At 31.9% G+C, this 14,139-nt stretch carries 10 protein-coding genes; 2 read left to right on the top strand and 8 right to left on the bottom strand.

Annotation, left to right across the window (positions count from 1 at the left end):
• Positions 1 to 62 precede the first annotated feature (62 nt).
• The 5 genes from ATE90_RS02810 to kynU all read right to left on the bottom strand — a co-directional run bounded on the left by ATE90_RS02810 (position 63) and on the right by kynU (position 6,284).
• Positions 63 to 1,508, bottom strand: coding sequence for an aldehyde dehydrogenase (locus tag ATE90_RS02810; RefSeq protein ID WP_036783700.1), 1,446 nt, complete (start codon positions 1,506 to 1,508; stop codon positions 63 to 65).
• 1 nt (position 1,509) lies between these two features.
• Positions 1,510 to 3,015: a M20/M25/M40 family metallo-hydrolase gene (locus ATE90_RS02805; RefSeq protein ID WP_101450747.1), complete on the bottom strand. Its 1,506-nt coding sequence runs from the start codon at positions 3,013 to 3,015 to the stop codon at positions 1,510 to 1,512.
• A 2-nt stretch (positions 3,016 to 3,017) separates the two neighbouring features.
• Positions 3,018 to 3,419, bottom strand: coding sequence for a RidA family protein (locus ATE90_RS02800; RefSeq protein WP_036783696.1), 402 nt, complete (start codon positions 3,417 to 3,419; stop codon positions 3,018 to 3,020).
• A gap of 183 nt (positions 3,420 to 3,602) precedes the next feature.
• Positions 3,603 to 5,024: an FAD-dependent oxidoreductase gene (locus ATE90_RS02795; RefSeq protein ID WP_036783694.1), complete on the bottom strand. Its 1,422-nt coding sequence runs from the start codon at positions 5,022 to 5,024 to the stop codon at positions 3,603 to 3,605.
• Positions 5,025 to 6,284, bottom strand: a complete 1,260-nt coding sequence (gene kynU, locus ATE90_RS02790) for a kynureninase (protein WP_036783692.1) — start codon at positions 6,282 to 6,284, stop codon at positions 5,025 to 5,027.
• Between the two features lie 100 nt (positions 6,285 to 6,384).
• On the opposite strand from kynU, the gene ATE90_RS02785 reads away from it, so the two are divergent.
• A complete protein-coding gene (locus ATE90_RS02785) occupies positions 6,385 to 7,572 on the top strand; it encodes a C40 family peptidase (protein WP_101450745.1) in 1,188 nt (395 codons plus the stop codon).
• A gap of 127 nt (positions 7,573 to 7,699) precedes the next feature.
• Here ATE90_RS02785 and serA read toward each other — a convergent pair whose 3' ends face one another.
• Positions 7,700 to 9,592, bottom strand: a complete 1,893-nt coding sequence (gene serA / locus ATE90_RS02780; protein WP_036783688.1) for a phosphoglycerate dehydrogenase — start codon at positions 9,590 to 9,592, stop codon at positions 7,700 to 7,702.
• 142 nt (positions 9,593 to 9,734) lie between these two features.
• Complete coding sequence (locus ATE90_RS02775) at positions 9,735 to 10,556, bottom strand: membrane protein (RefSeq protein ID WP_036783686.1); 822 nt, start codon at positions 10,554 to 10,556, stop codon at positions 9,735 to 9,737.
• A gap of 185 nt (positions 10,557 to 10,741) precedes the next feature.
• Here ATE90_RS02775 and gcvP point away from each other — a divergent pair, with 185 nt between their 5' ends.
• The gene (gene gcvP, locus ATE90_RS02770; RefSeq protein WP_036783684.1) at positions 10,742 to 13,585 is read left to right on the top strand and encodes an aminomethyl-transferring glycine dehydrogenase; all 2,844 of its coding nucleotides are present in this window, start codon (positions 10,742 to 10,744) and stop codon (positions 13,583 to 13,585) included.
• 270 nt (positions 13,586 to 13,855) lie between these two features.
• Here the strand turns inward: gcvP and ATE90_RS02765 are convergent, their stop codons facing one another.
• Positions 13,856 to 14,107 carry a type B 50S ribosomal protein L31 gene (locus ATE90_RS02765; protein WP_036783682.1) on the bottom strand — a complete coding sequence of 84 codons (252 nt, stop codon included), beginning with the start codon at positions 14,105 to 14,107 and terminating at the stop codon, positions 13,856 to 13,858.
• Between the last annotated feature and the right edge of the window lie 32 nt (positions 14,108 to 14,139).

Below are 14,139 nucleotides of genomic sequence, written 5' to 3'. Positions count from 1 at the left end.
TCCAAATCTAACCTCATACGAGTCAAGATCAAATCCATTTATATATTTTAATTTCCTTTACCTTATTCGTATTGAATACAAATATTTTTAGGTTCTGTAAAAAACCGTAAAGCTTCAAAACCTCCTTCTCTACCAATACCAGAATCTTTTTGTCCACCAAAAGGGGTTCTTAAATCACGTAACATCCAAGTATTTACCCAAACAATTCCCGCCTGTAATTGTTTAGAGAACTGCATGGTTCTGTTTAAGTTATTCGTCCATAAAGTTGATGACAACCCATATTTTACATCATTCGCTAATTGCAATGCTTCTTCATCCCTTTTAAAAGACATAATTGTGACTAAAGGTCCAAAAATTTCTTCTTGATTTAATCTACATTGATTATCCGAAACCTCTATAATTGCAGGCTGTAAATAGTATCCATTTTCGCAATTATTGACACTTACTCTTTCACCTCCAAACAAAAGTTTTCCGCCTTCTTTTGATGCAATATCAATATAACTCTTTACTTTTTCTAAATGTTCTTTAGAAACTAAAGCACCAATATTTGTGTTCTCTTCTGATGGATGTCCTACTTTTAATTCAGCCACTTTCTCAATAAAGTCTTTTTTGAATTTCTCATAGATTTTTTCTTCCACAAAAATTCTACTTCCACATAAACATATCTGACCTTGATTTGCAAATGAAGAACGAACTGTAGTTTCCAACATTTTATCATAATTACAATCTGCAAAAATGATATTTGGATTCTTCCCTCCCAATTCCAGAGATAACTTTTTAAACATTGGCGCTGCAATTCTAGCTATTTGGGCACCCGTTCTTGTTCCTCCTGTGAAAGAAATTGCTTTGATATTTGGGTGTTCTACAATTGCTTGTCCTGTTAAGCTACCCATACCATGAATAATATTTAGCACCCCTTTTGGGAGGCCGGCTTGATTACAAATTTCTCCTAATAAATACGCTGTCATTGGCGTAATTTCACTTGGTTTTGCAACGACACAATTACCTGCAGCAATTGCTGGTGCAATTTTCCATGTAAATAAATACAACGGTAAATTCCAAGGAGAAATACAACCTACAACTCCTATTGATTGGCGAAGTGTAAAATTCAACGCATTTAAACCAAGACTCTCGTGAGCTTCTGTTGAAAACTGTGTAATTGCATTTGCATAAAATTGAAAATTACTCGCAGCCCTTGGAATATCGATCTGTTTTGCTAAACTGATTGGTTTTCCATTATCTTCAGATTCTGCCTTTGCTAAAAAATCTAATTTTTCTAGAATTAAACCTGCTATTTTCGATAAGATTTTACTTCTTTCTTCTAAGGTGGTATTGGACCATTTGGGAAAAGCTTTTGCTGCAGCTAAATATCCTATTTCTACATCTTCTTTTGTTGAATTAGGTATTTGTCCACAAACCTCCCCAATTGATGGATTGTAATTGTCTATCCAATTATTTTTAATTGGATTCACAAATTCACCATTTATGTAGTTTTGAATATTCCCCATACTATAAACTCGTGTTTAAAATAGCCAAACAAATTTTAATTCCTTGCCTAATATTTCCAATTCTTATGTTTTCGTTTGGATTATGCTGATTGTTATCCATGTTCACCATCGGAACAATAATAGCAGGAATATTTAGTTCGCTAATTGCCGAAATAATTGGAACAGTTCCTCCCATAGTTCTAATGCTAACGGGTTTCTTGCCAAATATTGAGGTTAAAGAGATTCTTAATTTTTCTCCAAATGGAGAATTCAATGGAGTTCTAAAAGCATTTATACCCGAATTCCCTTTAAAAGTTACAATTTTAAAATTTTCAAGCCTTTCTTTATCAGTCGGAACTCTATCCAAAACTAAAAATCCTTGATTTTTAATATGCTTTTTAATTTTCTCCAATTGTAATTTCCCATCAGTTTCAACTACCAAACGAACATCAATATTTGCCGTTGCATATTCAGGAATAATAGTTTTTAAACCTTCTCCTTTCCATGAAGTACCTATTTGCCTAACATTTAAAGTAGGATATTGCAATGCTTCTTGATAATTTTCTCCAACACTTTCTGCTTTATGAATCAGTAACGAATTATTAATATCAATTGTGCTGTCTGGAACTGAGTTTAGGATATTAGATACTACTTTATTTATGTTAATTCCTTTGTAGTAATCTTTAATCAAGACTTTTCCATCATCAGATTTCATTGAAGTGAGTAACCTAGAAAGACTAAATACTGGATTAGAAACATAATTTCCATAATGTCCGCTATGTTGAGGCAATTTTGATCCATATGTAGTAATACTGCATGTAGCAATTCCTCTGCACCCAAACGTTAATGTTGGTTGATTAGAGTTATGAGCAGGACCGTCCATAATAATCATGTAATCAGACCTGTATGCTTCTTTATACTTTTTTAAAGTTGATAAAAAACCTTGAGAACCATACTCCTCTTCCAAATCGAAAATAATTTTAATATTAAATTTAGGATTTTGGTGCTGTTTTTGCAATAATTCTAGAGCGGACAAAAACATTATAATTGGCGCTTTATCATCTGCGGCGGCTCTTCCAAAAATTCTCCAATCATCATTAATTTCCCCTTTTAAACTAGACCAAGGAATTGCTCTCCAGTCTCCATCTTCTTTTTGTTCTTTTAGCATGGGAAGAAATGGATTTTTTTGATTCCACATTTTAGGTTTTACAGCCTGTCCATCCAAATGAAAATAAAATAAAACTGTTTTAAACGTTGGATCGAGTATTCTTTGAGCAAATAATACTGGTAATGTGGATGATTCTAATTTTTTTAGTTGGAACCCTACTTTTTCATATCTATTTTTAACCCAATCAATGTTCTCATACATTTTTTGCTTATCAGCAGGCAAGTTAGGAATGCTTACAAATTCTTTATGACTAACTAAAACTTCTGAAAGTTTTGAATTAATTTTTGGATCCCAGTTTTCTTGTGCACTTAAAGAACTCAGGATCAATGAAAAAACTGATATTGCGATAATACTTTTCATAATTATTTCTTGTAAGCCGTTACTTTAATCTCAACTACCAAATCTGGATGTGGTAATTGATGTACCGCAACAGTTGTTCTTGCTGGTCCAGTTTCTGCATTAAAAAATTCTGCATAGGCTTTATTATATCCTGCAAAATCATTCATGTTTACCAAAAATGTAGAAACATCCACCACATCATTTATACTCGCTCCAACTGCTTGTAAGTTCTTATCAATATTTTGTAAAACTTCTCTTGTTTGATTTTCAATGTTTAGAAATTTTGTTCCCATTTCATCAATTATATCAACTCCTGCAATAGTATTATCTGCTCTTCTTGAACTCGTTCCTGAAACAAAAATAAAATCGCCTACTACTTTTACGTGCGGATATGCTCCTCTTGGTGTTACTTTTTTATCTGACATATTTATTCTATTGCTAATTCTAATAACCTTAATGTGGTTCTTACATTTCTTGTGATTGCTGTTCTTTTTAATTTCCGTTAAATAAATTGTTAAAAATATTACTACTTGTAAATTATATTGGACAACAAATACAAATCATTATAAATTTTATATTCATTCTCTTTTATTCCTTTGTTTTTAATTTTAGTTTCTTTCATTCATACCTGCAATTTTATCTTCTTGCAAAATTTCGTTTGTTTCTTCTTGTACTTTTCTCAACACGATTTCCAATTCCTCTATTGACATCTCTAACGAAGTAGAAATGTCATTATCTGCAATTAAATTCAATAGCGCCTTATCTTGCGCTCTTCCTCTTTTCATGGCTTCATTATAACCAATATTCTCATTAAAAGTAACTAAAGAATATTTAGAAAAATATTGAGTCGGAAATATTTTTTCTAAATCCATTTCTATTTTTCTTTTTTCTTTAAAAATCGGATTCGCAACGTGATCTTTCATTTCATGAAAATTATCAATCGCCAGATCTGCAATGGCATCTGTATCGTGTTTTCTAGCTTTCTGATATGCCTTAAAAACGGCTTCCCAAGTTTCTAAATTCTGATTTAAAATTTCATCAAACACAAAAACATCCTCAAAAGAAGCATTCATGCCTTGCCCATAAAAAGGCACAATAGCATGCGAAGAATCACCAATTAATAAAGTTTTATTTTTATAACTCCAAGGTGAACATTTTATAGTTCCCAACGGCCCTGTTGGATTGTTTATAAACTCCTCTTTTATATTGGGAATTAAAGCCAAAGCATCTGGGAACTCTTTCTCGAAAAATGCTGTAATTTTATCTTCTGAAGTTAAATTCTCAAAATTAAATTCACCTTCATCATAACTTAAAAATAAAGTTACCGTGAAACTTCCGTCCATATTTGGCAGCGCAATTAACATAAAATCACCACGAGGCCAAATATGCAAGTGCTCTTTACTTATTTGATGAGTGCCCATTTTATTAGCAGGAATTTCTAATTCTTTATACCCATGATTTAAGTAGTTTTGAGAATAACTAAACAAAAATTTACGCTCAGAAATATAGCTTTTTCGCAATGATGAGCCAGCTCCATCTGAACCAAAAATTACATCAGCATCAACAAAGAACTCCTCTTTAGTTTGATAATCTTTAAAATGAGCAACTGTATTTTCTATATCTACAGTTCTACACTGTTTATTAAAATGAATAGTTACATTGTCGTGTTTTTCTGCTTCGTCTAATAAAAGAGCATTCAAATTACCTCTAGAAATTGAATTTATAAATTCATTTTCTCTCCCTGAATAATTTGAAGAAAAGGTTTTTCCGTGTGCATCGTGCATTAATCTGCCAAACATAGGAATACAAAATTCTCTTGCCTTTTCCTCCATTCCACATAAACGCAATGCCTTTAAACCTCTGTCTGATAATGCTAAATTTATACTTCTTCCCGCAGAAATATTTGTAGTTCTTAAATCTGGTCTACTCTCATATACTTCTACTTCAAAACCTCTTTGTGCAAGTCTTAAAGCTAGCAATGAACCGCAAAGTCCTGCTCCAATAATTAGTATTTTATCTTTTTTATTCATTTATAGCAAATCTTTTAAAATTGAAACCATTCTATATACATCTTCAAACGAAATATACATTGGTACGGGTGCACAACGTATTACATCTGGCTCTCTCCAATCGGTTATAATATTATTTTCTGTTAGTTTTTTATGTAAACTTTTATCTGCATTTTTTACCTGAATGGACAATTGACATCCTCGTTCTTTTGGATTTGATGGTGTAATAATCTTAATGTTTTCAGAATTAATTTCATTAATTAGAAACTCAAAATAACCTGTCAACTTTTCTGACTTATCTCTTAAAGAATCCATTCCAACCTCGTCAAACATATCTAAAGATGCTTTTATTGCAGCCATCGATAATATTGGCGGATTTGACAATTGCCAACCTTCTGCTCCTTGCATCACATCAAATGGTTGACGCATGTTAAAACGGGTTTCTTTATTATGATTCCACCAACCAGCAAAACGCGGTAAATCTTTATTTTTAGCATGCTTTTCGTGCACAAATAATCCTGCTAAACTTCCTGGACCAGCATTTAAATATTTATACGTACACCAAGCTGCAAAATCTACCCCAGAATCATGTAAATTTGGTTGAATATTACCTGCTCCATGCGCTAAGTCAATTCCAACAATACACTTTTTTGAATGCCCTATTTCTGCAATTTTTTTTATATCTAAAAACTGACCCGTATAATAATTTACGCCTCCAATTAATAACAATGCAATTTCGTTTCCTTGTTCCGAAACAATTTGTTCTAAATCTTCAATTCTTAATAATACCTCGTCTTTTCTTGGTTTCCATTCAATAACGTCATCTTCTGAAAAACCGTGAAACTTAAGTTGCGATTGCACTGCATATCTGTCTGAAGGAAAAGCGTCACTTTCTATAACAATTTTATATTTTGCTTTCGTTGGTCTATAAAATGAAACCATCAAAAGATGCAAATTAGTTGTTAATGTATTCATCACTACAACTTCAATTGGTTTTGCACCAACAATTCTTGCCATTTTATCCGTTAGCAATTCATGGTAATTCAACCATGGATTCTTTGCTTCAAAATGACCTTCAACTCCAAGATTTGCCCAATCTTCTAATTCTTGATTGATATAGTCTTTTGTAGATTTTGGCTGTAAACCAAGAGAATTTCCAGTAAAATACAACCAATCGCTGCCGTTTTTATCTTTCGGAATATGAAATCGATTTCGTAGATAAGAAATTTTATCTTCTTTATCTTGTTGTTTAGCGTATGCTAAAGAATTTTGATACTGCATCTAATAAAAAATGATTTACTTCAAATATAAAACAATCCTATTGAGAATTCAGTTTTTTGAGTTTTGATTTTTTGTATTTTAGCTGAAAAATATCTTATTAATGAAAATCATAAAGCTTTTTTTTCTATTACTATTGACTGTTTCCCTGTCTTGTAAAGACAGGGAAAAAACGATTACTGAATTAGAAAACGTGCGAACAGCTATAAAAAAAGTATTTGCTCCGGACAAAAGGATTGAATTATTTGATATTCAATTCGAATTTTTGAATAATCAAATAATTTTAAAAGGAGAAACTACTTCTAAAAAAGCGCTTTCTATACTTCAAGATAGTTTAAATAAAAGAAACGTTGACTTCATCAATGCAGTTCGCATTTTGCCAGATTCTGCGGTAGGAAATCAACAATTTGCGGTAGCGAGAAATTCAGTTATAAACATTCGTTCTCAACCAAAACACTCTGCTGAATTAGGTACTCAAGGTTTATTAGGAATAGCTTTAAAAGTACTGGATAAAAAAGGTGATTTTTATAGAATCCAAACTCCTGATAATTATATCTCTTGGGTTGACAAAGGAGGAATTACACGAATGAATAAGACTGAAATTGATACTTGGAATCGTTCTAAAAAAATAATTTTTACAAAGAATTTTGGTTATGTATATGGTGAAAAATCTGAAAACGCTATAATTGTTTCTGATATTACTCTTGGAGGATCGCTACAGTATGTCTCTGAAGACCAGCAATTTTATGAGGTAAAATATCCTGATAACAGAATTGGTTTTATCAAGAAAAATGAAGCTGTCATCTATCTTTCTTGGCTAAAAAACTTAAAAGCTACCCAAGAAAATATTGAATCAATATCTAGAACAATGATTGGTTTTCCTTATTTATGGGGAGGAACTTCTTCTAAAGGAATGGATTGCAGTGGATTTACAAAAATGGTTTATTTAATGAATGGGGTTATCATTCCAAGAGATGCTTCACAACAAATTAATGCAGGTAAAACTGTTGACATCAATTTAAAATTTGAAGGCTTAGAAAAAGGAGATTTGTTATTCTTTGGAAGAAAAGCTACACCAGAAAAAAACCAAAGAGTAACGCATGTAGGAATTTGGTTGGGCAATGATAAAATGGAATTCATTCATGCATCTGGAAATGTACATTTGAGTTCTATGGATAAAAACCAATCTCATTATGATGAAATGAATAGGAATCGTTATCTAGGTAGCAAACGTTATCTAAATATTGATGATCATAATATTATTGACTTAAAAGAAAAAATAAAATTATAACTCAACCATTAATATTGGCCTGTATTTCATTTCTGACTTCAAAGAAACAAGAAAAAAAAGCTTAAAAAAATACCCTTCAGTTTCTTAAAATCCGAAGGGTATTTTTTTTTAATTTTTAAAGAGATAGTTAATACAAAACTCTAAACTTAATTGTTCCCTCTACGTTTCGTAATTTTTCAATTACCTCTTTGTTGTATTCTTTATCTAAATCTGTAATTACATAACCAACTTTAGGATCGGTAGATAAATACTGACCCGTAATATTCAAATCATATTTTGCTAAAATCTTATTGATTTTTGCCATTACGCCTGGAACATTTTTATGAATGTGTAAAAAACGATGCGCATTGGTTTGTCTTGGCAAACGAATATTTGGGAAGTTTACAGCATCCACCGTATTTCCAGAATTTATATAGGCCATAATTTTACTAGGCACAAAATCTGCAATATCTCTCTGAGCTTCTTCTGTACTTCCGCCAACATGTGGTGTTAAAATAACGTTTGACAACCCTTTTAACTCTGTGTAAAACTCTCCGTTTTTTCTTGGTTCAGAAGGATAAACATCAACCGCCGCACCCGCTATTTTTCCGCTTTTCAATGCATTTGCTAATGCATTAATATCAACTACAAATCCACGAGAAAGGTTTACTAAATGAGCTCCATCTTTCATTTGAGAGATTTCTGTTTCTCCGAAGAAGTTTTTATTCGCTGCATTATCATCAACATGCAAAGTAATCACGTCAGAAATTCCCAGCAACTCTTTTAAAGTATTCATTTTAGTTGCATTACCTAGTGCCAATTTATCTTCAACGTCATAATAATAAACATCCATTCCTAAAGCTTCCGCCAATACAGATAATTGTTTACCAATATTACCGTAACCTATAATTCCTAGCTTCTTACCACGAACTTCTCTACTACCTTCTGCTGTCTTATTCCACTGACCATTATGTATTTCTGTACTTCTCTGAAAAACACTACGCATTAACATAATAATTTCTCCAATTGCCAACTCTACTACAGAGCGTGTATTACTATAAGGAGCATTAAAAACAACGATTCCTTTTTCTTTACAAGCTTCTAAATCAATTTGTTTTGTCCCAATACAAAAAGCACTTACTACCATCAATTTTTCAGCAGCAGCAACAACTCTTTGTGTAACGTTTGTTTTAGAACGAATACCTAAGACATGTACGTCTTTTATCTTTTCGATCAATTCATCTTCAGACAAACTTTTAGAAACTGTCTCGACTGAGAAACCATCTGTAGATAACTTCGAGAAAGCATCTGGATGCACGTTTTCTAATAATAAAATTTTAATTCTATTCTTGGGATATGAGATATTTCTTGGCAACTTGTTTACGTATAAAAATTCATCTAAATTTGGGGCAATATGGTCAGCATTTTCTGTTGTTTTAACTCTTGAAACGTTTTCTGTATAAGCAAAAAACTTATCTGCCACTCCAGCTTCACGGGTTACATAATCACTATACCCATCACCAATTACTTGTATTTCTCCTTCTAGATTCATGTCTTTTAGACACTGTATTTTTCCGTTGTGTTGGGAAAGTGGATTATCAGCATCAAAACTAATAATTTTTCCGTCTTTTGCAAACTTAAACGTATTTGCGAACACTCTTTCTGAAGGGATATTGTATTCTTCTACAATAGGATCTATAAATTCTTTAAATCCACAAGAAATCACATAAATATCATCCGCAAAATTTTCAAAAAATTCTTTGTTACTTTCTATGGATTTTGATACTTGTTTTTTTAAAGCTGCTACTAAACCTGATAAATCAGCTTCATTCGCGTTTAACAACTTAATTCTTCTTTCTAAAGATTCTGTGAAAGATATTTCACCATCAATCCCTAAATTAGTAATATCTATTATTTCTTGAATAATTTCTCCTTTTTTAGGGTTGTCTTGAAGCGTAATTTCAGCTAAAACATCTAATGCTTCTACACGTGTTAAAGTGCTATCAAAATCGAAAATATAATTTCTTTTTTCGGTAATCATTTCTTTCAGAATCTGAATTGTTTTTAAGCAAGTAAATCTACAAATTTAGCAGGTAAGTAAGAAGTAATTGTATAGTTTTATGATATCTATTTTATATAGTTTAAATATCAAAAAACTTTACAAAAAAAAACACATTAACCCCTTAAAAATTATGAAATCCCAAAAGAAGCAACCACCAAACGATTGGTAACGACTCTACCCAAAAAGAACTATAGTATTTAGATTGATCTGTTTTTGCCCTCATTAACAGAATAATCAATAGAAAAAAGAAAATCATAAATGGTGTTTTTACCACATTTGAAGTAGTGAATAAATATTCTAAAACTAATGAAAGTACCAGCAACATTAAACCTAATTTTTTGGCGTTTCTGATACCGATTTTCTGAGGAATTGTTTGCAAAGAAATAGCATCATATTTTACATCCCTGATATCAAAAGGCACTATTAAAACCACTACAATTAAAAAACGTTGCAACATTATTAACATAATATTTATGGAAATTTCTCTATCTACATCAACTAAAGGTATTAATACAGTAAATCCTGTCCAAACTAATGCTACAACTACAATTTTCAAATAACTCACCTGACGCAAACTTTTATGAAATCCACTTAAAAAAGGAACAGCATACAAAAATGTAAGTAGTATGAGTGGAATTATATAAAGCAGCGTATTTTTGGGAATTAGATAGCCATAATAACCCATTCCTATAAAGCAAAAAAAAGAAAATATTTGGATTATTTTTAAATTTTTTGTTAGCCTTCTATGATGTAATTTTGCAACACTAGCATATTTGACAAAATTATAACCCGTAATTGTTCCGAAGAAAATAAAATAATTTAAATTCCCATTATAAGATAGTCCAAAATATTGTTCAGTGATCCTTACAAAAGCATAAACAGTGAAACCCACGTGAATACTGGCATTGATATAAAAATTGAATATTATTTTAAAAAAATTCATTAAACAAAAATAACCTTTCTGTTCATAACATCGATTTTTAGTTAATAATTAACATCATTTTATTCATTTTCAGATAGTAATTAATTTATTTAATTCTTATTTTTGAGGTGCCAAAAAAAATCTTTTTTTTCAAGCAAAAAAGAACACGAAATCGATTGAAATAAATCGTACACAAAACTTAATAAATGAATACAAATTCGTTTCAACTTAGGCATATTGGTCCTAGTAATGCAGAGCAAGAAAAAATGTTAGCTACCATTAAAGCTAATAGTTTAGAGGACTTAATTAATGAAACTGTTCCTGATAATATCCGTCTAAAAAATCCTTTAGATTTAGAACCTGCTATGAGCGAATATCAGTATCTAGCGCATATAAAAGAACTTTCAGAAAAAAACAAAGTTTTTAAAAGTTATATAGGTTTAGGATATCATGAAGCAATTGTGCCAAGTGTAATTCAGCGTAATATTTTAGAAAACCCAGGTTGGTACACTGCTTACACTCCTTACCAAGCGGAAATTGCGCAAGGTAGATTAGAAGCTTTGTTGAATTACCAAACGATGATTTGCGATTTAACAGGCATGGAATTAGCAAATGCATCCTTATTAGATGAATCTACCGCGGCTGCGGAAGCGATGGCATTGTTATTTGATGTTAGAGACCGAGCAAAGAAAAAATCGGGTGCACATAAGTTTTTTGTTTCTAACGAAATACTACCACAAACTTTATCCTTATTGCAAACAAGATCAATTCCTATTGGGATTGAATTGGTAATTGGTAATCATGAAGATTTTGATTTTGGTGATGATTTTTTCGGAGCAATTTTACAATATCCAGGGAAATTTGGGCAAATATTCGATTATGAAAGTTTTGTATCAAAAGCGAACAAGAATAAGATAAAAGTAGCCGTTGCAGCGGATATTTTATCCTTAGTAAAATTAAAAGCGCCCGGAGAATTTGGTGCTTCTGTCGTAGTAGGAACAACACAACGTTTCGGAATCCCTCTAGGTTACGGTGGTCCTCATGCAGCCTATTTTGCAACAAAAGAGGCTTATAAAAGAAGTATTCCTGGTCGTATTATTGGCGTTACCAAAGACAAAAATGGAAAACGTGCTTTGAGAATGGCTTTACAAACACGAGAGCAACATATTAAGCGTGAGAGAGCAACTTCTAATATTTGTACGGCACAAGTTTTATTAGCGGTAATGGCAGGAATGTATGCTGTTTTTCATGGAAAAAGCGGAATACAATTTATAGCGGATTCTGTTCACAATAAAACAATCACCTTAGCTAATAAATTATCTGATTTAGGAATTGAACAAACCAACACTTCTTATTTTGATACTATTACAGTTAAAGCTGAATCCCAAAAAGTGAAAGTTGTTGCTGAAGCAAACGGGATAAACTTTAATTATATCGATGATAGAACTTTGTCTATATCTGTTAATGAGACTACTGGTTTAAAAGAATTAAATGCAATTATTGCTGTTTTTACAGAAGTTTTAAACTTAAATTCTAACACTATACCTTCTATTTCTAGAGAAAACAATATAGAAAAAAACGTACAAAGAAACACTTCATTTTTAGATAATGAAATATTTAACACATATCAATCTGAAACTGATATGATGCGTTATATCAAAAAACTAGAGCGTAAAGATTTAGCATTGAATCACTCTATGATTTCTTTAGGCTCTTGTACAATGAAACTAAATGCAGCCTCAGAAATGTTACCTTTAAGTAATCCACAATGGGGAAATATTCACCCTTTTGTGCCGCTGAATCAAGCAGAAGGTTATCAAGAAGTTTTACAAAAACTAGAACACCAATTAAATATTGTAACTGGTTTTGCCGGTACTTCTTTGCAACCAAATTCTGGTGCGCAAGGAGAATTTGCAGGCTTAATGACAATTAGAGCATATCATCAATCAAATGGAGATTCACATAGAAATATTTGTATAATTCCTGCTTCTGCTCACGGCACAAATCCTGCCTCTGCTGTTATGGCAGGAATGAAAGTTATTGTTACCAAAACTGCTGAAAATGGAAATATAGATTTAGCTGATTTACTTGAAAAAGCTGAAATCCATAAAAATAATTTAGCCGCCTTAATGGTAACCTACCCTTCAACCCATGGAGTTTTTGAAAGTGAAATTCAAGAAATTACCAAAATAATTCATGATAATGGAGGTCAAGTTTATATGGATGGTGCAAATATGAACGCTCAGGTTGGATTAACAAATCCTGCAACCATTGGTGCAGATGTTTGTCACCTAAACTTACACAAAACATTTGCCATTCCGCATGGCGGCGGTGGCCCAGGAGTTGGCCCAATTTGTGTAGCTCCGCAATTAGTACCATTTTTACCAACCAACCCTATCATTGCAACTGGAGGAAAAAATGCAATTACTGCAATTTCCGCTGCACCTTGGGGTTCTGCTTTGGCGTGTTTAATTTCTTATGGATATATTACCATGTTAGGTGCAAAAGGGTTGACAGATTCAACAAAAACAGCAATTTTAAATGCGAACTATATTAAAGAACGTTTAGAGGGCTATTACCCTACTTTATATACAGGTGAAAAAGGACGTGCAGCTCACGAAATGATTATTGATTGCCGAGATTTTAAACAAAATGGGATTGAAGTTGTAGATATTGCAAAACGATTAATGGATTATGGTTTTCATGCACCCACTGTTTCCTTTCCAGTTGGCGGAACAATGATGATTGAGCCTACAGAATCTGAGAGTATTTCGGAATTAGATCGCTTTTGTGATGCAATGATTTCTATTCGTAAAGAAATAACTGAAGCGACAAAGGAAAATGCAAATAATCCTCTGAAAAACGCGCCTCATACTCAAGAAATGCTAACCTCTGATGATTGGTCATTACCATATACAAGAAAGCAAGCTGCTTTTCCCTTGGCCTACATTGCTGATAATAAATTTTGGCCAACCGTAAGAAGAGTTGATGACGCCTATGGCGATAGAAACTTAATTTGTTCCTGCAACCCAATAGAAGATTATATGTAGCAAACATATTTTTAAAAATTAACTTTTAAACCATCTCAAAAGAGATGGTTTTTTTATAAAAATATCATAAGAAAACAATTAACTTCTAATTTTTTGTAGAAAAATATAAAAATAAGATTGGGCTTGCAACCTCTCAGCAATTCTCTTCTGAAGCTAATTTCAGTTTCAGGCTTCGAATTGATTCTATAGTCGAGTTTATAAATGAATAACAACAAAAAGCTCCAACAAATAAATGTTGGAGCTTTCAATATGTATAAAATTCTAAGAGAATTACTTCTTGAATTTCGCGTATTTTGTTTTAAATTTATCAATACGTCCTGCAGCATCAATAAGTTTAGATTTACCAGTGTAAAATGGGTGAGAAGTTCTAGAAATCTCTAATTTTACTAAAGGATACTCTACACCGTCAACATCTAAAGTTTCTTTAGTATCTACGGTAGAACGTGTTAAAAAAACATCTTCATTCGACATGTCTTTAAAAGCTACCATTCTATAATTTTCTGGATGAATTCCTTTTTTCATTTTATAATATTTTAATTCTTTAATGTTATGTT

The sequence above is a fragment of the Polaribacter sp. Hel1_33_96 genome (assembly GCF_002846595.1).
In the GTDB taxonomy this organism is placed as follows: domain Bacteria; phylum Bacteroidota; class Bacteroidia; order Flavobacteriales; family Flavobacteriaceae; genus Polaribacter.
Note: the sequence above shows the minus strand (reverse complement) of the source record. Positions and strands in the feature narration are given on the sequence as shown.